16 protein-coding genes are annotated in these 21,482 nt (G+C 67.3%); 14 read left to right on the top strand and 2 right to left on the bottom strand.

Going from position 1 to position 21,482, the window contains the following annotated elements; genetic code table 11:
• Position 1 precedes the first annotated feature (1 nt).
• The 10 genes from J0I42_RS01535 to J0I42_RS01490 all read left to right on the top strand — a co-directional run bounded on the left by J0I42_RS01535 (position 2) and on the right by J0I42_RS01490 (position 11,864).
• Positions 2 to 883 (top strand): DUF2163 domain-containing protein, encoded by an 882-nt coding sequence (locus tag J0I42_RS01535; RefSeq protein WP_291652095.1) that lies wholly within the window; start codon positions 2 to 4, stop codon positions 881 to 883.
• Positions 880 to 1,311 carry an NlpC/P60 family protein gene (locus J0I42_RS01530; RefSeq protein ID WP_291652093.1) on the top strand — a complete coding sequence of 144 codons (432 nt, stop codon included), beginning with the start codon at positions 880 to 882 and terminating at the stop codon, positions 1,309 to 1,311. The genes J0I42_RS01535 and J0I42_RS01530 overlap by 4 nt, the downstream gene beginning before the upstream one ends.
• On the top strand, positions 1,311 to 5,234 hold the full coding sequence (locus tag J0I42_RS01525) for a baseplate multidomain protein megatron (protein ID WP_291652091.1): 3,924 nt from the start codon (positions 1,311 to 1,313) through the stop codon (positions 5,232 to 5,234). The genes J0I42_RS01530 and J0I42_RS01525 overlap by 1 nt, the downstream gene beginning before the upstream one ends.
• A 62-nt stretch (positions 5,235 to 5,296) precedes the next feature.
• Positions 5,297 to 5,620, top strand: coding sequence for a PepSY domain-containing protein (locus J0I42_RS01520; protein WP_291652090.1), 324 nt, complete (start codon positions 5,297 to 5,299; stop codon positions 5,618 to 5,620).
• A gap of 37 nt (positions 5,621 to 5,657) precedes the next feature.
• On the top strand, positions 5,658 to 6,326 hold the full coding sequence (locus J0I42_RS01515) for a response regulator transcription factor (protein ID WP_291652088.1): 669 nt from the start codon (positions 5,658 to 5,660) through the stop codon (positions 6,324 to 6,326).
• Between the two features lie 9 nt (positions 6,327 to 6,335).
• Positions 6,336 to 7,715, top strand: coding sequence for a sensor histidine kinase (locus J0I42_RS01510; protein ID WP_291652086.1), 1,380 nt, complete (start codon positions 6,336 to 6,338; stop codon positions 7,713 to 7,715).
• Positions 7,716 to 7,782: 67 nt separating this feature from the next.
• Positions 7,783 to 8,886 carry a c-type cytochrome biogenesis protein CcmI gene (gene ccmI / locus J0I42_RS01505; RefSeq protein WP_291652084.1) on the top strand — a complete coding sequence of 368 codons (1,104 nt, stop codon included), beginning with the start codon at positions 7,783 to 7,785 and terminating at the stop codon, positions 8,884 to 8,886.
• Entirely contained in the window at positions 8,883 to 9,398 is a 516-nt protein-coding gene (gene ccmE / locus J0I42_RS01500; protein ID WP_291652082.1) for a cytochrome c maturation protein CcmE, read from the top strand. The genes ccmI and ccmE overlap by 4 nt, the downstream gene beginning before the upstream one ends.
• A 7-nt stretch (positions 9,399 to 9,405) precedes the next feature.
• Positions 9,406 to 11,382 (top strand): heme lyase CcmF/NrfE family subunit, encoded by a 1,977-nt coding sequence (locus J0I42_RS01495; RefSeq protein ID WP_291652080.1) that lies wholly within the window; start codon positions 9,406 to 9,408, stop codon positions 11,380 to 11,382.
• Between the two features lie 5 nt (positions 11,383 to 11,387).
• The gene (locus J0I42_RS01490; protein ID WP_291652078.1) at positions 11,388 to 11,864 is read left to right on the top strand and encodes a cytochrome c-type biogenesis protein; all 477 of its coding nucleotides are present in this window, start codon (positions 11,388 to 11,390) and stop codon (positions 11,862 to 11,864) included.
• On the opposite strand, the gene J0I42_RS01485 is transcribed toward J0I42_RS01490, so the two are convergent.
• Positions 11,854 to 12,372 carry a hypothetical protein gene (locus J0I42_RS01485; protein ID WP_291652076.1) on the bottom strand — a complete coding sequence of 173 codons (519 nt, stop codon included), beginning with the start codon at positions 12,370 to 12,372 and terminating at the stop codon, positions 11,854 to 11,856. The two genes, J0I42_RS01490 and J0I42_RS01485, sit on opposite strands and share 11 nt — an antisense overlap.
• 188 nt (positions 12,373 to 12,560) lie before the next feature.
• Between J0I42_RS01485 and J0I42_RS01480 the strand changes: the two genes are divergently transcribed.
• From J0I42_RS01480 to J0I42_RS01465, 4 genes are all read left to right on the top strand, one after another.
• Complete coding sequence (locus J0I42_RS01480) at positions 12,561 to 13,733, top strand: trypsin-like peptidase domain-containing protein (RefSeq protein ID WP_465247623.1); 1,173 nt, start codon at positions 12,561 to 12,563, stop codon at positions 13,731 to 13,733.
• 123 nt (positions 13,734 to 13,856) lie between these two features.
• Positions 13,857 to 14,537, top strand: coding sequence for a response regulator transcription factor (locus J0I42_RS01475; RefSeq protein WP_291652074.1), 681 nt, complete (start codon positions 13,857 to 13,859; stop codon positions 14,535 to 14,537).
• Entirely contained in the window at positions 14,524 to 16,023 is a 1,500-nt protein-coding gene (locus J0I42_RS01470) for a HAMP domain-containing sensor histidine kinase (protein ID WP_291652073.1), read from the top strand. The genes J0I42_RS01475 and J0I42_RS01470 overlap by 14 nt, the downstream gene beginning before the upstream one ends.
• A 16-nt stretch (positions 16,024 to 16,039) precedes the next feature.
• On the top strand, positions 16,040 to 18,994 hold the full coding sequence (locus J0I42_RS01465; RefSeq protein WP_291652072.1) for a bifunctional [glutamine synthetase] adenylyltransferase/[glutamine synthetase]-adenylyl-L-tyrosine phosphorylase: 2,955 nt from the start codon (positions 16,040 to 16,042) through the stop codon (positions 18,992 to 18,994).
• A 54-nt stretch (positions 18,995 to 19,048) separates the two neighbouring features.
• Here the strand turns inward: J0I42_RS01465 and J0I42_RS01460 are convergent, their stop codons facing one another.
• Positions 19,049 to 21,343, bottom strand: coding sequence for a PAS domain-containing sensor histidine kinase (locus J0I42_RS01460; RefSeq protein ID WP_291652070.1), 2,295 nt, complete (start codon positions 21,341 to 21,343; stop codon positions 19,049 to 19,051).
• Positions 21,344 to 21,482: the final 139 nt, after the last annotated feature.

Raw genomic sequence — 21,482 nt, 5'->3', positions numbered from 1 at the left:
CATGCGTGACATTCCATCGGGCCTCGCCGCCCATATCGAAGCCGGTGCCACGACGCTGTGCCATTGCTGGAGCCTGACGCGACGCGACGGGCTCGTGCTCGGTTTCACCGATCACGACCGTCCGTTGTCCTTCGACGGCCTCGACTTCGCGGCGACGACCGGCCTCGAAGCGGCGGAAAGCGCGGCGGAGCTGGGCTTCGCCATCGGTGGCGGCGAGGTCGCCGGCGCCTTCGCCGCTTTTGGATTGAACGAGAGCGATCTGGCGCGCGGGTCCTATGATGATGCCCGCGTCCGCATCTGGCTGGTGAATTGGGCCGCCCCTGACCAGCGCGTGCTGCTGGAGGAGGGCTTCGTCGGCGAGATCAAGCGTGGCGAGGTGAGCTTCACGGCCGAAATCCGCAGCTTTGCCAAGGCGTTCGACGAAGAGCGCGGCCGTCTCTACATGCGCTCCTGCTCGGCCGATCTCGGCGATGCGCGTTGCGGCCTGGCACTCGTCGCGGCGGAAGCCGATGTCGTCGAGAGCGACGGCCGCCTCTCGCTGTCGGCCGAGGGCATGGAATCCTATGCCGATGGCCACTTCACCGGCGGCCGGCTGATCTTCACCAGCGGTGCGAATGCGGGCTTCGCCACCGAGGTGAAGCGACATGGCCGCGAGGGTGCGCAGGCGCTGTTCCAGCTCTGGCAGGCGCCGGCTGCGCCGATTACCGCCGGCGATAGCTTCAGGGTCACGCCGGGCTGCGACAAGAGCTTCGCGACCTGTCGTGCCAAATTTGGCAATGGCGTCAATTTCCGCGGCTTCCCGCATATGCCGACGACCGATTTCATCATTGGCGGCGTCCGTCCCGGCGACGGCGGGCTCGATGGCGGGAGCCTGTTCCGATGAGGCGCGACGAGATTGTCGACGCCGCGCGGCTCTGGCTGGGCACGCCCTATCATCATCAGGCCTCGTTATGCGGTATCGGCTGCGACTGCCTCGGGCTGGTGCGCGGCGTCTGGCGCGATCTCTGCGGGGCCGAGCCCGAACAGCCGCCGCCCTATTCGCCTAACTGGGCAGAAAGCCTGCGGCAGGAGACGCTGGCGCTGGCAGCCTCGCGGCATCTGCTGCCGATCGCAGTGTCGGAGGCGCAAGCCGGCGATGTGCTGCTCTTCCGTTGGCGGGAGCATCTGCCGGCCAAGCACTGCGCCATTCTCGCGGGGCCCGGCAGCATCATCCATGCCCATGACGGCGCCGCCGTTGCCGAGGTCGCGTTCACGCCGTGGTGGCGGCGTCATCTCAGCCATGCCTTTTCCTTTCCGGGAGTGACCGACTGATGGCGACGCTTCTTCTCCAGGTTGCCGGTGCTGCTCTCGGGTCGGCCCTGGGCGGGCCGGTCGGCGGCGTCATCGGCCAGGCGCTCGGCGGGCTCGCCGGCGCCAGCATCGATCAGGCCTGGCTCGGCAATTCTGGTGGCGGGAACAAGATCGTCGACGGCCCGCGCCTCAAGGAGGTCAACGGCCTTGCCGCGACGGAGGGCGCCGCGATTCCGCGCCTTTACGGTCGCGCGCGCCTTGGCGGGCAACTGATCTGGGCGACGCGCTTCGAGGAGGAAGTCACGGTCTCGATCACGCGCACCAAGAGCGGCGGCAAGGGCGGTGGCCGCTCCAAGAAAACCTTCGAGACGACCTATAGCTACCATGCCAACCTCGCGATCGGCCTATGCGAGGGGCCGATCGCCTTCATCCGGCGGATCTGGGTCGATGGGCGCGAGCTCGATGTCCGGACCGTGCAGATGCGCGTGCATCACGGCTACGAGACGCAGGAGCCCGACCCGCTGATCGTGGCGAAGGAGGCGGGTGAGGCCCCGGCCTACCGCGGGCTCGCCTATGTCGTGTTAGAGCGCTTTCCGTTGGCCGACTACGGCAACCGCTTGCCGCAGTTCGATTTCGAGGTCGTGCGCGCCGTGGAGGGGCTAGGCGGCATGATCCGCGCGGTGGCGCTGACGCCCGGCGCCGGCGAGTTCGTCTATGACGTCCGCCCGGTCAGCCACGAGCCGGAGGCCGGGGTCACCGAAAGCCTTACGCGCCACCAGCTCTATGGCGGCGGCGACGTCGATACCGCACTCGGCCATCTCGTGGCGCTCTGCCCCAATCTGCGCCGCGTATCGCTGGTCGTGTCCTGGTTCGGCGACGATCTGCGCGCCGGGGCCTGCAGCGTCGCGCCGCGCATCGAGATTCCGCACAAGCCGACGGTCGGGGCGCAGTGGTCGGTCGCCGGGGTGTCGCGCCCCTCGGCGCGCGTCGTCAGCCAGGTTGGCGGCCGGCCGGCATTCGGCGGCACGCCCTCGGACGAGAGCGTTGTCGCGCTGATACGGCGGCTGCGTTTCGATTACGGGCTGGAGGTCGTGCTCTATCCCTTCGTGATGATGGATATCCCGGCTGGCAATGCGCTGCCTGATCCCTATTCGGGCGCAACGAGCCAGTCCCGCTATCCCTGGCGTGGCCGCATCACCTGTGACCCGGCGCCAGGCGAGCCGGGAAGCCCGGAAGGCAGTAGTGCCCTCGCGGCACAGGTCGCGTCTTTCGTTGGTACGGTTACGCCGGCCGATATGGCAGTGGCGGACTCCGGTGTCGTCTGCGCCAAGCCGGACGAGTGGTCCTATCGTCGGCTCGTCATGCACTGCGCTGCGCTGGCACAGGCGGCCGGCGGCGTCGAGGGCTTCGTCATCGGCTCCGAGATGGTTGGGCTGACGCATCTGCGCGCAGCGGCCGGCTATCCGATGGTCGACCACCTCGTCGCCATCGCGCAGGACGTCAAGGCGATGCTGCCCGCCGCGTTGGCGACCTATGCTGCCGACTGGACCGAATATGGCGCCGATGTCCGCGCCGGCGGCGATATCGTCGATTTCCCGCTCGATCCGCTTTGGGCCTCTCCCGCCATCGGCGCGATCGGCATCGATTTCTATCCACCGCTCTCGGACTGGCGCGATTCCGGCAGCCATGCCGACGCGGCAACCGCACGCGGCCCGGCCGATCTCGCCTATCTGCGGCAGCGCCTGACCGCGGGCGAAGCCTATGACTGGTACTATGCCGACGAGGGCGGCCGGGCCGCGCAGGCGCGCCTGCCGATCACCGACGGCGCCTATGGCAAGCCGTGGGTCTTCCGGCCCAAGGACCTATGGGGCTGGTGGAGCCAGGCCCACATCCGCCGCGTGGGCGGCATCGAGACGACAGCGACATCGTTCGTGCCGGGCGCGAAGCCGATCTGGCTGACGGAAACCGGCGTGCCCGCCGTAGACAAGGGCGCCAATGCGCCCAACATGTTTCCCGATCCCAAATCGGAAGAGGGCGGCCATCCGCCGTTTTCGAGCGGTGCGCGCGACGATCTTGTACAGGCGCGGGGGTTGGAGGCGATCATCTCCGGCTTCGATCCGGCGCGGGCGGGCTTCGATGCGGCGCGCAACCCGGTCCACCCGGTTAGCGGCATCCGCATGGTCGATCCCAACAGGATCTTCGTCTGGACTTGGGATACGCGGCCTTTCCCTGCCTTTCCGGACCTTTCCGGCATCTGGGCCGACGGAGCGAATTTCGAGACTGGCCATTGGCTGAACGGGCGCCTGGAAGGCACGCCGGTCGATCGGCTGATCGCCAAGCTGCTGGTCGATTTCGGCTTGCCAACGGCCGACCGGATCGCCGTCGATGGCTTCGTCGATGGCTATGTGCTGGATCGCCCCATGTCGGCGCGGCAGGCGCTGGAGCCGCTGGCCCAAAGCTCCGGCTTCGACGCAGTCATGAGCGCGGGGACTCTGCGGATCGAGGGGAGGGGTGGTAAGGTCTCGCGTCTCCTCGGCCCGGATGATCTGGTTCCCGATCGCGATGGCGAGCCCTTCACGCTGCGGCGCAGCCAGGAGACGGAACTGCCGCTCGAACTGCGCCTCGGCTTCAGCGACAGCGATGCCGGTTATCGCAGCGCTGCCGCACGCTCGCGCCGTCTGGCCGGCGCGGCCCGGCGCGAGGTCGCAGTCGAAACCGCGATCGTGACCCGCTCTGCTGAAGGGCGACGGCTGGCGGACCAGCGCCTGCAGGAAGCCTGGGCAGGGCGCGAGACGCTTGAATGCGAGCTTTCCCCACGCTGCATCGCGATCGAGCCCGGCGATGTCCTGTCCGTCCCGACCAAAGCCGGCAACCGCCTGTTTCGCGTCACCCGCATCGCGGACGGCCCGACGCGGAAGATCAGCGCGCGTGCCGTCGAGCCGGCGATCTACATGACGACGGGAACGAGCGGCGGCACACGTCCGCCGCGAACGCCTCCCGCGTTGCCCGGGCGCCCGCTGGCCGTGCCGTTGGCCCTGCCGATCGCCACGGTGCAGCCTCCACCCTTGCTGGCGCTCGCTGCGTTCGCCGTGCCCTGGCCGGGTGGCCTTGCGATCTGGCGTGCCGACGAGGCCGGGCTGTTCGCGCTGGACGGTCTTGTCGAGGTTCCCTCGATCGTCGGTGAGACGTTGACGGCGCTGCCGGCGGGACCGCTCTGGCGAACGGACCGACATGCCGTTCTGGACGTCCGGTTGCGCGGCGGCGTCTTGTCCTCCGTCTCACCGGAAGCAGCATTGGCCGGCGCGAATGCTCTGGCCCTGGTCGGTGCGGATGGGGCGATCGAGATCGTGACGGTGTCTCACGTCGAGCTGACCGGACCGCAGCAGTTCCGCCTGGCGGGGCTGCTGCGTGGGATCGGCGGCAGCGAAGCCGTAGCAGCGCGTACGCTTCCGGCCGGTTCCCGTGTCGTCGTGCTCGATGGCGCGTCGGTTTCCCTGACCGCCGATCTGGCCGATCTCGGCCGGACGCGGCGTTATCGTGTCGGGCCAGCTCGCGACGATGTCGGCGATGCCACGATGGTGGAATTCGCGGCCCCGATCACCGGGGAGGCGCTCGTCCCGCTCTCGCCTGTCCGACCGAAGGGGGTGAGGTCCGGCGCCGGCATCGTCTTCGACTGGATCCGGCGGACGCGAATCGACGGTGATTCCTGGGATCTGGTGGAGGTTCCTCTTGGAGAAGAGGGAGAGCGTTATGAACTCAGCGTGCTCGCTGGTGACGCGCTGCTTCGTACCGAAATCGTGAACGTTCCGGAATGGACCTATCCGGCGGCGCAGGAACTCGCTGATTTCGGGGCGCCGCAGCAGGAAATCGGGCTGTCGCTTCGCCAGCTCAGCGCCACGGTCGGGCGCGGCCGCGAATGGCGTGGACGGATTTCGGTGCGCTGATCTAGTGTAGCTTGTGAACGAGGCGATGCATTCATGGCGCATTCAGGCGGATGGGACTAGCGATGCCGACGATGCTGGTCGAACCGATCCTTGCTTTTGCGCTTGTTGCGTCTTCGCCGATGCCGGTCATCCGCGTCGACGACGCGACGCCGATTTCCTGCCTGTCTTCCGAAGAGACGCGCGATGCGGTTGCCGAAGGGCGTGTCATGCAGCCGGCGGAAGCCTCGCGCCATGCCCGCCATGCCGCTCCGGGCGAGGTCGTCCGCATCAGGCTCTGTCGCCAGGGCGAGGAATTCGTCTATGTGGTGACGACGTTGAAGCGTGACGGTCGCGTTGCGAGGGTGACGCTGGAAGGACAATCCGGCAAGATTGCCACCATCCGCTGATCGCATCGCGGCTACCACCAACTGGAGAGCGCCCACCGTGAGATTGCTCGTCGTCGAGGACGACAAGGACCTCAACCGCCAGATCGTGACCGCGCTCGAGAACGCCGGCTATGCCGTCGACAAGGCTTTCGACGGCGAAGAAGGCCTGTATCTCGGCGAGTCCGAACCCTACGATGCGGTGATCCTCGATCTCGGCCTGCCGAAGGTCGACGGCGTTGCCGTGCTGCAGGGCTGGCGCCGGGCCGGCAAAACCATGCCGGTGCTGATCCTGACCGCGCGCGATCGCTGGAGCGACAAGGTCAGCGGTTTCGATGCCGGTGCCGACGACTACGTCGTCAAGCCCTTCCATATCGAGGAATTGCTGGCGCGCGTCCGTGCCCTGCTGCGCCGCGCCGCCGGCCATGCGACCTCGGAATTGGTCTGCGGTCCCGTTCGGCTCGACACCCGTGCGAGCCGCGTCGTCGTCGACGGCAATCCGGTCAAGCTCACTTCGCACGAATACCGCCTGCTGTCCTATCTGATGCATCATCAGGGACGGGTCGTGTCGCGGACCGAACTGGTCGAGCATCTCTACGATCAGGATTTCGACCGCGATTCGAACACGATCGAGGTCTTCGTCGGCCGTCTGCGCAAGAAGCTCGGCGTCGAAGTGATCGAGACCGTCCGGGGGCTCGGCTATATTGCCGCCTCTCCGGAAAAGGTCTGATCGCGGGCGATGCCGCTCAGATCCCATCGCTACTCGCTGGGAACGCGGCTGTTCTTCTCGGCGGCCGTCTGCTGCGTGCTCATCCTTGTGCTGGCCGGCGTCGGTCTTACCACGTTCTACCGCCGTTCGGCTGAGCGCGGCTTCGACGAGCGGTTGTCGGTCTATATCAAGCAGCTGGTCGCGGATCTTGCTGCGCCTCCGGAAACCGAGCGCCAGACCGTCGGCGATCTCGGGGAGCCGCGCTTCGACCTGCCGCTCACCGGCTGGTATTGGCAGATCACCAGGCTCGACGGCGAGCGCCCCAACGTCCGTGCTTCGCGCTCGCTGGTCGGCGGGCAGTTGCCCAGGTTGCTCGACCAGTCGATCACGCCGAACAGTCGCGGCTTGCGTGAGAGCTATGTCTCGGGCCCCGACGATCGCCGGCTGCGCGTCCTGGAGCGTGAGATCGATGTCGGCGAGGATGGGCGCTTCACCGTCGCGGTTGCAGCGCCCGCCGACGAGATCGAGGGCGATATCCAGGATTTCCGCTTCGCGCTGGCGATGACCTTTCTGTTGCTCGGCATCGCCCTGGTCGCCTCGACGCTCGCGCAGGTGCGCTTCGGCCTGCGTCCGTTGGTCCGCCTGCGCTCCGCTGTTGGCGCGGTCAGGACAGGTGAGAGCCCACGGATCGTCGGGCAGTATCCACCCGATCTCGCGCCGCTCGCCAGCGAGCTCAACCAGCTCATCGACGCCAATCACGAAATCCTCGACCGTGCCCGCACCCAGGTCGGCAATCTCGCGCATGCGCTCAAGACGCCGCTCAGCGTGATGATGAACGAGGCCGGCACGAGCGGCGACGGCCAATTGCCTCAAACCGTCCGCGCCCAGGCCGCGATCATGCGCGATCAGGTCCAGTATTATCTCGACAGAGCTCGGGCGGCTGCGCTTTCCGGCGCGCTCGGCGGCGTCACCGAGATCGCGCCGTCGCTCGATGCATTGCTGCGCACCTTCACCAAGATCTCGCAGGGCAGGGGCATCTCCGGCTCGCAGGCGATCCCGCCGGGCCTGCGCTTCCGCGGCGAGAAGCAGGATCTGGAGGAGATGCTCGGCAATCTGCTCGATAATGCCTTCAAATGGGCGGGGTCGACGGTGGAGGTTTCGCTCGCCGGCGAGAAGGTGGCCGATACCGAGCGGATCGCGCTGCTGATCGACGATGACGGTCCCGGCCTGCCGGCAGAAGCCATGGTAGAGGTGCTGAAGCGTGGCCGCCGGCTCGATGAGACCACGCCGGGCTCCGGCCTCGGCCTCTCCATCGTCGTCGACCTCGCCAAGCTCTATGGCGGTGGCCTGACCTTGCACCGCTCGCCGCTCGGCGGCTTGCGGGCGCGGCTGGAACTGCCTTCGGTTTAAAGGAATTCTTTGCCGCGTGACCCTTTGTCACCATGAACCCGAGCCGACGATTGGCTAAGAACGCCGCATGATGATCTGGGCCATTTTCGCAGCGATGACGGGGGCGGCGGTTTTCGCCTTGCTCTGGCCGCTCAGCCGTGGCCGGGCGCAAGGGTTCGCCGACGTCGCCGACGCCCGCAGTCTCTACCGGTCTCAGCTCAAGGAGATCGATCGCGATCTCGCGCGCAAGCTGATCGGCGAAGAGGAAGCCCAGGCCGCCCGCACGGAAGCCGCCCGGCGCCTCCTGCGTGCGGCTGGCGATGAAACCGGTCCGGCCGGAGAAACCGAACCTTCCCTGCGCCGTCGCCGGGCGAGTTCGGCCCTGATGCTCTCGGTCGTTCCGCTGCTCGCCCTCCTGATCTACGGCCTCTACGGCTCTCCTGGCCAGCCTGATCAGCCGCTGGCGGCGCGACTGGAGAAGGCCGGACAGCAGCAGGATTTCGCCATCGTGCTCGCGCGCATGGAAGCGCATCTCGCCGCCAACCCGGGCGATGCGAAAGGCTGGTCGCTGCTCGCGCCGATCTATCTGCGCCAGGGCCGCTATGACGAGGCCGCGAAAGCCTTCGCCGCCGCCATCCGCTCCGGAAAGCCCGGCCCCGAGCTTTACGCCGGGCTCGGCGAAGCCCGCATCATGGAAGCCGGCGGTGTCGTAACGGCGGCGGCGCGTGAGGCGCTTGCCGAAACCGTCAAGCGCGATCCCCAAAACCCCCGGGCGCGCTATTATCTTGCCCTTGCCAAGGAGCAGGATGGTGATGGCGAGGGTGCACAGGCAGCCCTCTCCCAGCTCCTCGCTGAAGCGCCCGCCGATGCCGACTGGGCCGGCGCTGTCCGCGCCCGTCTGGAGCGGATGCAGGCCGATGCCGGTCGCAAGGCGGTTGCGGCCTTGCCCGAGGCCGAACGCCAGCAGGCGATCAAGGCGATGGTCGAGGGGCTGTCGGAGCGTCTGAGTGCCGGAGGGGGCACGTTGACCGAATGGAGCCGCCTGATCCGCGCCCGGGTTGTCCTCGGCGACAAGCCCGCAGCGTTGCAGGCCGTGAAGACGGCGCGTGAGCGACTGGCTGAAGACAAGGATGCGCTTGCGGCGATCGACGCTCTCGCCGATGAATTGGCCTTGAAGGAGGCCGTGCCATGACGATTGCCCAGCCGACGCGGCCGCTCCCGGCGAAACGCCGCTTCACCCGCAAGCAGCGCAGGCTGACACTGATCGCGGCGGCCGGTGCGGTTCTGTTCGTCGCGGCGGGCCTCGTTCTCTTCGCGATGCGTGACACCATCGTCTTCTTCTACGGTCCGACCGAGATCGCCGAGAAGGGCGTGCTGCCGGGCACCCGCATGCGCCTCGGCGGTCTGGTCGAGACCGGTTCCGTCCAGCGGGGCGCCGGTCAGCGCATCTCCTTCAGTGTCACCGACGGCAAGACCTCCATCAAGGTCGGCTACGATGGCCTGTTGCCCGACCTTTTCCGCGAAGGGCAGGGCGTGGTCACCGAAGGCGTCTTCGAAGGCGCCGGGCGCTTCAAGGCCGATTCGGTGCTGGCGAAGCACGATGAGACCTATATGCCGCGCGAGGTCGCCGACGCGCTGAAGAAGCAGGGGCACTGGCAGGCAGGGAGCTCCGGCTCCCCGGCCGCGGCGCCGGCAAAACCATGAGCCAAGCATGATCGTCGAGATCGGCCATTACGCGCTCGCGCTCGCGCTCGGCGTCTCCGTGATCCAGGCGGTGGTACCGTTCTGGGGCGTGTTCCGGCAGGATCGGACGCTGGCTTCGGTCGGCAGCAGCGCGGCTCTGGTTTCATTCGCGCTGGTAGCGCTCTCATTCGCGGCTCTGGTGACGTCCTATGTCCGTTCGGATTTCTCGGTCGGCAACGTCGTCGCCAATTCCCACTCGGCGCAGCCGCTGATCTACAAATTCACCTCCGTCTGGGGCAATCACGAAGGCTCGATGCTGCTCTGGGTGCTGATCCTGACGCTCTTCGGGGCGCTGGTCGCGCTGTCGCGCCGCTCGCTGCCGCCGCGCCTGCGGGCCGGAACGCTCGCTGTGCAGGGGCTCGTCGCGGTCGCGTTCCTCGCCTTCACATTGCTGACCTCGAACCCGTTCCAGAGGCTTGCACCGGTGCCGGCCGAGGGGCAGGATCTCAATCCGATCCTGCAGGATCTCGGCCTCGCGATCCATCCGCCGCTGCTCTATATCGGCTATGTCGGCTTCTCGATCACATACGCTTTCGCGGTCGCGGCGCTGATCGACGGGCGCATAGACGCGATGTGGGCGCGCGCTGTCCGCCCTTGGACGCTGCTGGCCTGGACCTTCCTGACGCTCGGCATCGCGATGGGCTCCTACTGGGCCTATTACGAACTCGGCTGGGGCGGCTGGTGGTTCTGGGACCCGGTCGAGAACGCCTCTTTCATGCCTTGGCTCGCCGGCACCGCCCTGATCCACTCGACCGTGGTGATGGAGAAGCGCGACGCCCTGAAGGTGTGGACGATCCTGCTCGCGATCCTGACCTTCTCGCTCTCGCTGCTCGGCACCTTCATCGTCCGCTCGGGCGTGCTGACCTCGGTCCATTCCTTCGCGACCGACCCGGCGCGCGGCCTCTTCATTCTGCTCATCCTGATCTTCTTCGTCGGAGGATCACTGGCGCTCTTCGCCTGGCGCGCGCCTCTGCTGCGGCAGGGCGGATTGTTCGCGCCGGTCTCCCGGGAGAGCGCGCTCGTCGTCAACAACGTCTTCCTGGCGACGGCCTGCGCCACCGTCTTCGTCGGTACGCTCTATCCGCTGCTGCTGGAAATGCTCACCGGCGACAAGATCTCGGTTGGCGCGCCCTTCTACAACGCGACGTTCGTACCGGTGATGGTGCCCCTGCTGCTTCTCCTGCCGATCGGCCAGTCGCTGGCCTGGAAACGCGGCGATTTGCTCGGTGCGGCCCAGCGCAATGCCGTGGCCTTCGGGCTCGCGGTGCTGGCGGCGCTTGCGCTGCTCTTCTTCACCCGCGGCGGGCCGGTTCTGGCGCCGCTCGGCGTCGGCTTGGGCGTCTTCCTCGTTCTCGGCGCCGGTTTCGACCTGGCCGAGCGCATCGTGACCCGCGCCAGCGGCTGGCAAGCAATGCTGTCGCGGGCGCGCGGTCTGCCTCGTTCGGCCTGGGGCACTGCGCTGGCCCATGCCGGTATCGGCCTGAGCATCATCGGCATCGCGGCCCAGGCCTGGAGCACCGAGGCGATCACGGTCCTGAAACCCGGCGAGCGCCTGACGAGCGGCCGCTACACGATCGTCCTGGAAGGGATGTCGCCGCGCACCGGGCCGAATTTCCGGGCCGAGGTCGCCCGTTTCCAGCTCTTCGCCGGAGACCGCGAACTCACGCCGGTCGAAGCTTCCAAGCGCGTCTATACCGCCCGCGCGATGCCGACGACCGAGGCCGGGATCCGGACCGATGGTCTGAGCCAGGCCTATGTCAGCCTCGGCGAGGCTCAGGATGGCGTCGTCGCCGTGCGCCTCTACGACAAGCCGTTGATCCTGCTGATCTGGATCGGCTCTCTGGTCATGGCGCTCGGCGGCGGGCTCTCGCTGACCGACCGACGCTTCCGGCTGGCGGCGCCGAAGCGCGCGGCGCCTGCCGGTGCCGTGCAGCCGGCGGAGTGAGGCGGATGCGGCGGACTGCCCTCATCTTCGGCCTGATGCTGCTGGTGGCGCCGGCGGCTCATGCCGTGCAGCCCGACGAGATCTTGCCCAATCCGGCGCTGGAGCAGCGCGCGCGCGCGATTTCCGGCGAACTGCGCTGCCTCGTCTGCCAGAATCAGTCGATCGACGATTCCGACGCGCCGCTCGCCCGCGACCTGCGCATCCTCGTCCGGGAGCGTCTCGTCGCCGGCGATAACGACAAGGCGGTGGTCGATTTCGTTGTCGCGCGTTATGGCGATTTCGTGCTGCTGCGCCCGCCGCTCAATGCGCAGACCCTGCTGCTCTGGGGCGCGCCTTTCATCATTCTTCTGCTTGCGATCGCTTTTCTCTGGCGCCGCGCGCGCCAGCGCCTGGTCGACGCGGCCGCACCGAATGCTCTGTCAACCGAGGAGAGGGCGAGGCTCGCCGCGCTTCTCGGGCCGGAAGACAGGTCTAGCGGCTGATCCCGCAGCGCTGGAACAGGTCCTGCGTATAGGCGTGCATCGACGCGCCGGCGATCGCATAGGTCACCTTGCCGCTCGGAGCCGGCTGTGGCGAGGCGTAGGTTGCATAGACGCGAGCAAAGCATGTCGCCTGGCTGCCACTGTATCCGCGCTCGGCCGCGACCTTCATGCCGAGCCCGTGGATGCCGCCTCGCGGGCGGGGGGCGCCGGGCGCAGCGAAGCGCCCTGCCTCGCGACGTGCGGCGAGGTCCTCCAGCCGGTCGATCCCACAGCGCGAGCGCTGCTCGGCATTGTAAGCCGGGGTCGAGCTGGCATGCCAGCCGCGCCCGCCACCGGGTCTCTCGATGACCACGGCGTGTTTCGCGAAGACGCGCGCGTAGCAATCCGCATTGGCATAGCCGCGCCTCTGCGCCACCCGAAGCCCGGCATCGTAGGCCGAGCCTTGCTGCGCGAGAGCCGGCTCGTTCAGCCAGGCGGCGACAAATAAAATTCCCCAGATCATGCGCATCGGCATCGTCCTCCAACCCCGGTGCCAAGGGGGCATCGGGGCGCGGCCCGGCGTCAAGACGACTTGGCTTGGCCTTATGTCGAATCTTACGAAATCGTCATCTTCAGGCCAAAGCCGCGTAAGGCGGCGGGCGTCATGGTCCTCGTCATGAGCAGGGAAGAACCCTGTCGCTCCAAGAGGTTCCCGCCATGACGACACAAACCGAAAATCGCAAGTCCATCCTGAAGCGCGGCGCCCTTCTCGCCGGCACCGCCATCCTCGGCATCGGCCTCGCTGCCGGCATCGCCGACAGCGCCCTGATGCAGAACCACAATGCCATCGCGCAGCCGATCCAGCTTTCCGGCGCACAGACGGCGCTGCCCTCCTTCGCCGACCTCGTCGACAAGGTGAAGCCGGCCGTCGTTTCCGTCCGCGTCAAGACGCAGGTTGCCGCCGACAATGACGGACAGAGCCTCGACGACATTCCTCCGCAGCTCCGGCGTTTCTTCCGGGAGTATGGCGAGAGTCGCGGCCCGAACCGGCCGCAGCCGCGCCAGGGCATGTCCCAGGGCTCCGGCTTCTTCGTCAGCCAGGACGGCTACGTCGTGACCAATAACCACGTTGTCGAGAATGCGGTCGAGGTCCAGCTCGTCACCGACACCGGCAAGACGCTCGATGCCAAGGTTGTCGGTACGGATCCGCGCACCGATCTCGCGCTGCTCAAGGTCAAGGACAGTGGCAACTACCCCTATGTCCAGCTCGCCGATGCCAAGGCGCGCATCGGTGACTGGGTGCTGGCCATCGGCAATCCCTTCGGCCTTGGCGGCACGGTCACGGCCGGCATCGTCTCGGCGCAGGGCCGCGATATCGGTTCCGGTCCCTATGACGACTTCATCCAGATCGATGCGCCGATCAACCGCGGCAATTCGGGTGGCCCGACCTTCAACCAGAAGGGCGAGGTTGTCGGCGTCAACACCGCGATCTATTCGCCCTCCGGCGGCAATGTCGGTATCGCCTTCGCCATCCCCGCCTCGACCGTGCGTCAGGTCGTGGACTCCCTGAAGAAGGATGGCTCGGTGGCGCGCGGCTTCATCGGCGTCCAGATCCAGCCGGTCACGACCGAGATGGCCGATGCCATCGGTCTGAAGGAAGCCAGGGGCGCGCTCGTCGCCGAGGCGCAGGGCGACGGCCCCGCCGCCAAGGCAGGCATCCGCCGCGGTGACACCATCACGGCCGTCAATGGCGAGGCGATCAAGGATGCCCGCGAACTCTCGCGCAAGATCGCGACCTTTGCGCCGGGCACCAAGACCACGATCACCGTCTTCCGCGAAGGCAAGTCTCGTGACGTGACCTTCGAGGTCGGCCGCCAGCCGGCGGCCTGATCGGAGTTGGCAGGTCCCTCGGTTTCCTGTCGCCCCAGCCCAGGGACTTTGCCGTCGCGGCGGCAGGCCGGATGCGTATCCTCCGGCCTGCCGTTTTCGCGTTTCTTGAGATAGGGTCCGTTCATGAGACTCCTGATCGTCGAAGATGATGCCGAGGCTGCGGCCTATCTGACCAAGGCTTTTCGCGAGGTCGGCCATGTCGCCGACCATGCCGCGGACGGGCTGGAAGGCTATGCCATGGCCGAAGGCGGCGGTTACGACGTGCTGGTTATCGACCGCATGCTGCCGCGCCTCGACGGGCTCTCGCTGATCCGCTCGTTGCGCGAGCAGAAGGACGACACCCCGGCCCTGATTCTCTCCGCGCTCGCCCAGGTCGACGACCGGGTGAAGGGCCTGCGCGCCGGCGGCGACGATTACCTGCCCAAGCCCTATGCCTTCTCCGAGCTGCTCGCGCGCGTCGAGGTGCTGGCCCGCCGTCGTGGCGCGCCGGCATCCGAGCCCACGACCTATCGTGTGGGCGATCTGGTGCTCGACCGGCTGGCACATCGCGTCACCCGCGAAGGGCAGGAGATCGTCCTGCAGCCGCGCGAGTTCCGCCTGCTCGAATATCTGATGAAGCATGCCGGCCAGGTCGTCACCCGCACCATGCTGCTGGAGAACGTCTGGGACTATCATTTCGACCCCCAGACCAATGTCATTGACGTGCATGTCAGCCGCCTGCGCGCCAAGGTCGACAAAGGTTTCGAGCCGCCGATGATCCATACTATCCGCGGCGCGGGATACATGGTCCGTGACAGCCGCTGACGCCATTCCACGGAAGCGCCAGAAGTTCCTGCCGACGCTGTTCCGCACGACAGCCTTCAAGCTGACGGCGGCCTATCTCGTCATCTTCGCGCTCTTCGCCGCCTTCGTCCTCGGCTATGTCGCCTGGAACGCCAAGCGCCTGCTCGACGACCAGATCCGCTCGACCATCGATGCCGAGATCCAGGGCCTGGCCGAGCAGCAGCGCCAGGGCGGTATCCGGCGTCTCGTCAACATCATCGAGCGCCGTTCGCGGGCGCCGGGTGCCTCGCTCTATCTCGTCACCACGCCGGTCGGCGAGCGCATCGCCGGCAATGTCGAGGCGATTCCTCCGGGTACGCTCGACCGCACCGGCGAGAGCGAGATCGAATATGCCCGCTCCAGTGAAACGGTCGACAAGCCTAGTCATGCGCTCGTGCGTGTCTACCTGCTGCCTGCGGGGTTCCGCCTTCTCGTCGGTCGTGACCTCGAAGAGCGCGAGCGGTTGGGCATCGTCATCCGCCGCGCCGCCGGGTGGTCGCTGGCGCTGGTCTTCGTTCTCGGCTGCTTCGCGAGCTGGTTCGTGGCCCGGCGCGTTTTGAAGCGCATTGACGGCATGAGCGAGACCGCCCATGGCATCATGGAGGGTGACCTCGAGGGCCGCATCGCCATCACCGGCACGGGCGACGAACTCGACCGTCTGGCGCTCAACCTCAATGCCATGCTCGACCGCATCGGCGAATTGATGGCAGGCATGCAGCAGGTCACGGACAACATCGCCCATGACTTGAAGACGCCGCTCACTCGCCTGCGCAATCGCGCCGAGGAAGCGCTGCGCACGGCGAGGTCGCCGGATGAGTTGCGCGCCGCGCTGGATGGCGCGATCGAGGAGGCGGACAACCTGATCCGCGTCTTCAACGCGCTCCTGATGATCGCGCGGCTGGAGGCTGGCCGCGTCAGCGACAACATGAGCGAGCTCGACATCTCCGAAATCGTCTCCGGCCTTGCTGAGCTCTACGAGCCCTTGGCCGAGGAAGCGGGGCTTTCGCTGACCTGCGAGGTCGCGCCGAGCCTGAAAATCCGCGGCAATCGTGAACTGATCGGGCAGGCCCTGAACAATCTGATCGACAACGCCCTGAAATACGGCGCGCCCGAGCAGGGTGGCGCGGGCACCGTGGCGGTCTCAGCCCGGCAGGCCGGCGATCAGGTCGAACTCTCCGTCGCCGATCATGGCCCGGGCATTCCGGAGGCCGATCGCGGCCGGGTCTTCGACCGTTTCGTCCGGCTCGATACCAGCCGCAGCAAGCCGGGCTTCGGTCTCGGCCTGTCTCTGGTGGCCGGCGTGGTGCGCCTGCATGGTGGCGTGCTCAGGCTGGAGGATAATGCGCCGGGCCTGCGTGTCGTCATCCTCCTGCCGGCCGGAAGTCCCAAGCCTGTGGACACGCCGGCCCTCGCAGAGTCTGCTGCCTCGACACCGACGCCAAACCCTGCTGGCGTGCCGACCCACTGAGGCAGGACGATGAACGATGGCGGAACGGCTCTGTGACAGGCTCGAGGCGGCGCCGGTCCTGCCGGCCAAGGCCAAGGCCGAGGCGCTGCTGAAGCGCGAGCTGCTCGAGCGGCTTCATGACGAGGCGGCGGCCGAGGCGCTGAGCGCTCATCTGGCCGAGCATCCGCGCAGTGCCGCGCTGGTCGCCGGCATCCTCGCCCATTCGCCCTTCCTGGCGCAGATCATGCGCTTCGACCCCGCCGGTCTGCTCGTCAGCCTGACGGAAGCGCCGGAGGCTCGACGCGACGCGCTGCTGAAGGGTATCGCGGCCTCTGGGGCAGAGGGAAACGAAACCAGCGACCTGATTCGCGAACTGCGCCGTTTCCGCCGTTCCATGGCGCTGTTGATAGCGCTCGCCGATATCGGCGGCGCCTGGGATGTCGAGACCGTCACGGCCGCTCTCACCGCGACCGCCGACATGGCGGTGCGCCTCGCCACGAACCATGTCCTGCGCCAGGCTGCCGATCTCGGCCGGATTAACCTGGTCGACCCCGCAGATCCCGGCCCGGGCTCGGGTCTCGTGGTGCTGGCGCTTGGCAAGCACGGTGCCGGCGAGCTGAACTATTCCTCCGATATCGACATCGTCGTCTTCTTCGATCCCGAGGCGGCGGAAGCGGCCGGTGTCGGCGAGCCCACGAGCTTCTTCGTCAAGCTGACCCAGCAGATCGCCCGCATCATCCAGGAGCGCACGCCGGACGGCTACGTCTTCCGCGTCGACCTGCGCCTGCGGCCGGACCCGGCCTCGACCCATGTCGCGGTCTCGTTGCCCTCGGCCTATTCCTATTACGAGACGGTCGGCCAGAACTGGGAACGCGCCGCCATGATCAAGGCGCGGCCGATCGCGGGCGATATCGAGCTCGGCCGCCGTTTTCTGAAGGACCTCGCGCCCTTCATCTGGCGCAAATATTTCGACTTCGCGACCATCGCCGACATCCACGCGATGAAGCGCCAGATCCAGACGGTGAAGGGCCACGAGACCATCGCGGTCGCCGGCCACAATGTGAAGCTCGGCCGCGGCGGCATCCGCGAGATCGAGTTCTTCGTCCAGACCCAGCAGCTTGTCTTCGGGGGGCGGCGTCCGGCCCTGCGCGGTCCGCGCACGCTCGACATGCTCGTCGAGCTGACGACAGAGGGCTGGATCACCCCGCATGCCCGCGACGAACTGTCGGAATCCTATCGCTGGCTGCGCACGATCGAGCACCGCCTGCAGATGCAGGCCGACGAGCAGACGCAGACACTGCCGAAAGCGGCGAGCGAGCTCGAAGCCTTCGCCCGCTTCTGCGGTTATCCTTCGACGGCCGCCTTCGGCAAGGCGCTGACGGCGCATGCAAAGTGTGTCGAGGGACATTACGCCCTGCTGTTCGAGGAGGGGCCGAGCCTTGCTTCCGAGGCGGGCACGCTGAGCTTCACCGGCTCGGAGGCCGATCCCGAGACGATCGAGACATTGGGCAAGCTCGGCTTCCGCGACGGCGCGACGGCTGCGGAAACGGTGCGTGGCTGGCATTTCGGTCGCCGCGCTGCCGTCACCAGCGCCCGTGCCCGCGAGGTTTTGACGGAACTGACGCCGGCTCTGCTCGTCGCGCTCGGCCGCACCGCCGATCCTGATGGAGCGCTCGCCCATCTCGACAATGCTTTCGTCCGGATGCCGGCTGCTGTCGAGCTGCTGACGCTGCTGCGCTCGCATGATTCGCTGCTGACGCTCTTCGCCGAAATCCTTGGCAGCGCGCCGCGCCTCGCCAAGGTTGCCGCCCTGCATCCGCATGTGCTCGACGGCGTCATTGATCCCGCTTTCGGCCAGGCGGTGCTTGATGTCGCGGCGCTGGAGCGCCGCATCCGCAATTATGTCGGCGCGCCGCCGCCGAGCGTCGAGGACGGGCTCGACCGTCTGCGCGACGCGGCCCGGCAGGAGAATTTCCTCGTCGGTGCGCGGCTGCTCTCCGGCGTCTATCCGGCTCAGGGAGCAGGGCAGGCCTATTGCGCCGTCGCCGAAGCCTGCCTGCGCGTCGCCTTCGCCGATACGCGCCGGTCCTTCACGGAAGACCACGGCGCTATCGAGGGGGCGGAGACCGTGGTGTTGGGCCTTGGTCGGCTCGGCGCCGGCGAACTCACACCTTCATCCGATCTCGACCTGATCCTGCTCTATGACCGGCCGGAGGAGGCTGGCCCGAGTGACGGAGCCAGGAGTCTCGATCCCGTCACATGGCATGTCCGCTTCACCCAGCGTCTGGTCGCGGCGCTGACCGTGCCGACGCGGCGCGGCACGCTCTATCAGGTCGACATGCGTCTTCGGCCGACCGGCAACAAGAGCCCGGCCGCGACCCAGTTCGCCAGCTTTGAGGCCTATCATTCCGGCGAGGCCGAGATCTGGGAGGAGATGGCGCTGACCCGTGCCCGCATCGTCGCGGGGGACGCCGGGCTGGCGAAGCGCGTGGAAGCCTCGATCCGGACGATCCTCTCGCGCAAGCGCGAGCCGGCCAAGGTCGCGGCGGCGGTCGCCGAGATGCGTGCCCTCATTGCGAAGGAGAAAGGCGAGAAGGACCCCTGGGACCTGAAGCTCGCGGCCGGCGGTATCACCGATCTCGACTTCCTCGCCCAGTTCCTGCTGCTGGCCTATGCCAGCGAGCACTCCAGCCTGATCGTCAACGATACGGCCTCGGTCTTCGCCGCGGCCAAGGCTGCCGGCCTGCTCTCGGACGGGGATGCCTCGGCCTTGCTGGAGGCGCATCGTCTGATCGGTGACGTCCAGCTCTGGCAGCGCTTCACGGTCGAGGAAGCCTTCGATCCCAAGGCCGTTCCGCCCCGGGTGCTGCGCCGGATCGCGACAGCGGTCGGCCGACCGGATGCTAAGGTCCTGAAGGCGGAGCTGGACGAGGTCCGCGGCGCAGTGAGGGCGATCTTCACGCGCATCTTGGGCGGGGCGCGGAAGGGATAAGGGCGTCATTCTCGGGTCAGGCCCGACCATGACGAGGCGGTGGAGGCCGGAGCCTCACGCCGCCTGAGCGGTCACGCGATTGGCGCCGCCGTCGAGCGGCAGATGAACCATGACGATGGTGCCGGCGCCCATGGCCGAGCGCAGGCGCAGCGAGCCGCCATGCAGCTCGGTGAGCGAGCGGGCGATGGCGAGCCCGAGACCCGAGCCCTTGTAGCTGCGGACCAGATCGCCCTCGACCTGCTCGAACGGGCGGCCGACGCGGTCGATCTTCTCCTTGGGGATGCCGATGCCGGTATCCTCGATGAAGATGTTGAGCGCGCCGGGGACATGGCGGGTGCGGACCGCGATCCGCCCGCCTTCCGGGGTGAACTTGGCGGCGTTGTCGAGCAGGTTGCCGAGGATCTGGTAGAGCGCGTGCGGGTCTGCCTCCAGATGGGTATCGAGCGGGCCTTCGATGGCCAGAACGAGCTGCTTGCGCTCGACTTCCGGTTGGACCTTCTGCAATGCTTGGTCGAGCACCGGGCCGAGCGCGATCTCGGTCTTTTCCAGGCGGAGGCGGCCGGATTCGATGCGGGACATGTCGAGGATGTCGTCGATGATGCTGAGCAGGTAGCCACCGCTGGAGCGGATGTCGCGAACGTAATCGGTGTATTTTTCGCCGAGCGGGCCGAACAGACCGTTCTCCATGATCTCGGAGAAGCCGATGATGGCGTTGAGCGGCGTGCGCAGCTCATGGCTCATATTGGCGAGGAATTCGGACTTGGCGCGGTTGGCGCTCTCGGCGGAGGCCTTCTGCTCGAGATAGCGCTCGGCGAGATCGGCGAGCTGCTGGGCCTGGGCCTCGAGCTTCTGGCGCGAGGCCTTGAGATCGGTGACATGCATCAGGAGCTGGTGCTCGGACTGGGTCAGGCGCTCCTCCTGCTGCTTGAGCTTGGTGATGTCGGTGCCGACCGAGACAGAGCCGCCATCCTTGGTGCGGCGGCCGTTGATCTGCAGCCAGCGGCCATCGGAAAGACGGGCCTCGTAGGAGGCGCCGGCGGTGCCGCGTTGCACCCGCATCGGCTCGCGGTCGATCTGCGGCTGGGCGGAGAGCTCCATGATTTCGTCATAGGAGGTCCCGGACTGCAGAACGTCGGCCGGGAGCTGGTGAAGCTGTTGGTACTTGGCGTTGCAGAGCACGAGGCGGTTGTCGGCGTCCCACAGCACGAAGGCTTCCGAGATCGCCTCGACGGCGTCGCGCAGGCGGGCGTCGGAGGTCGCGGTACGTTCGGCCATGCGGCGCTGCTCGGAGATGTCGACGACGATTCCGACGAGATGGCGCGAACGGGTGCGCCGGTCGATCACCAGCTCGGCGCGGGCCTTGAGCCAGATCCATTCGCCTGATGCGGCGCGGACGCGGAACTCGCGGTCGAGATGGTCGGCCTCGCCGCGGCTGACCGCGTCGGCCAGCGCATAGAGGTCGACATCCTCCTGGTTGATAAAGCTCGAGACCTCGCCGAACGACATGTATTCGCCGGTGCGGTCGTAACCGAGCAGGGCATACATCGAATCCGACCAGTAGATTCGGCCGCGTGCGAGATCCCAGTCCCAGAGGCCGCAATGGCCCCGGTTTAGCGCCGTGTCGATGCGCTCGCGCACGCAGTCGCAGTCCTGGTCGGCAGCGCTTGCCCGCTTGGACTGGAGCATGAAAGCAAGCGTGGTGACGCCGAGGATAAGTCCGGCAGCGCCGAACAGGATGATCAGCCCGGAGCGGCGGAGCTGCCAGGTCGAGAGGGCGCGGGAAACCGGCTGCAGCACCGCGACCTGTCCGAGGGGGGCGGAGAGATTGCGGACGCTGGCGAAGACGTCGGCACCGTTCGGCAGGGTGATGCGCATCACGCCCGCGCGGTCGCCGAACACGGTCAGCGGCTGGGTCTGGCCGAGGAAGTCGACGAGCGTGCGCTGCGTCTGGCCGATCACCGGTTCGCTGGCGATGACCCGGCCATCGGCGCCGCTGACATGGACGAAGCGGCCATGGGCGGCAAGGTGGCGCGCGGTCAGTGCGGCCAGCACCGCTGCCGGCTCCTTGCCTGCCAGCGTGGCCGCATCGAGTTCCCGGGCGACCAGGGCCGAAACCAGGTCCATGTCACCGGCTGCGTCGACGAGGGCGTCGTCGCGCATGGCCGCCGTCTGGATCAGCGCGCCGGCGGCGAGAATGATCAGGAAAATCCCCACAAACGCAGGGATTGCGGTGCGGAAGGCGGGCTCGAAGCTTTCAAAGCGATGATACAGAGGGTGCGTCAGCGAGCGCGCTACACCCAGAATCGTATCGGCGCGCACAGGTGCGCAGCCCGCGTTGGCACGCGACATGCCCGGTCCCCCTTCGGAACTTTACCGTCAGTAAGATCGGGAGACGTGCCGCATCCCCGCGAATCACTGTCAGTTGAATCCGAGGGGCTCGGTTTGTCTAGCCCTGAGTTGAGTCAGGAGTGTCGAATTCTCCTTTAGG

This window comes from Allobosea sp., assembly GCF_017308015.1.
GTDB lineage: Bacteria > Pseudomonadota > Alphaproteobacteria > Rhizobiales > Beijerinckiaceae > Allobosea.
Note: the sequence above shows the minus strand (reverse complement) of the source record. Positions and strands in the feature narration are given on the sequence as shown.

Bases quoted from the DNA above. Each gene is read 5' to 3' on its own strand.
- J0I42_RS01535 (WP_291652095.1), top strand. From the start codon at position 2: ATGCGTGACATTCCATCGGGCCTCGCCGCCCATATCGAAGCCGGTGCC.
- J0I42_RS01530 (WP_291652093.1), top strand. From the start codon at position 880: ATGAGGCGCGACGAGATTGTCGACGCCGCGCGGCTCTGGCTGGGCACG.
- J0I42_RS01525 (WP_291652091.1), top strand. From the start codon at position 1,311: ATGGCGACGCTTCTTCTCCAGGTTGCCGGTGCTGCTCTCGGGTCGGCC.
- J0I42_RS01520 (WP_291652090.1), top strand. From the start codon at position 5,297: ATGCCGACGATGCTGGTCGAACCGATCCTTGCTTTTGCGCTTGTTGCG.
- J0I42_RS01510 (WP_291652086.1), top strand. From the start codon at position 6,336: ATGCCGCTCAGATCCCATCGCTACTCGCTGGGAACGCGGCTGTTCTTC.
- ccmI (WP_291652084.1), top strand. From the start codon at position 7,783: ATGATGATCTGGGCCATTTTCGCAGCGATGACGGGGGCGGCGGTTTTC.
- ccmE (WP_291652082.1), top strand. From the start codon at position 8,883: ATGACGATTGCCCAGCCGACGCGGCCGCTCCCGGCGAAACGCCGCTTC.
- J0I42_RS01495 (WP_291652080.1), top strand. From the start codon at position 9,406: ATGATCGTCGAGATCGGCCATTACGCGCTCGCGCTCGCGCTCGGCGTC.
- J0I42_RS01490 (WP_291652078.1), top strand. From the start codon at position 11,388: ATGCGGCGGACTGCCCTCATCTTCGGCCTGATGCTGCTGGTGGCGCCG.
- J0I42_RS01485 (WP_291652076.1), bottom strand. From the start codon at position 12,372: ATGCGCATGATCTGGGGAATTTTATTTGTCGCCGCCTGGCTGAACGAG.
- J0I42_RS01480 (WP_465247623.1), top strand. From the start codon at position 12,561: ATGACGACACAAACCGAAAATCGCAAGTCCATCCTGAAGCGCGGCGCC.
- J0I42_RS01475 (WP_291652074.1), top strand. From the start codon at position 13,857: ATGAGACTCCTGATCGTCGAAGATGATGCCGAGGCTGCGGCCTATCTG.
- J0I42_RS01465 (WP_291652072.1), top strand. From the start codon at position 16,040: ATGGCGGAACGGCTCTGTGACAGGCTCGAGGCGGCGCCGGTCCTGCCG.
- J0I42_RS01460 (WP_291652070.1), bottom strand. From the start codon at position 21,343: ATGTCGCGTGCCAACGCGGGCTGCGCACCTGTGCGCGCCGATACGATT.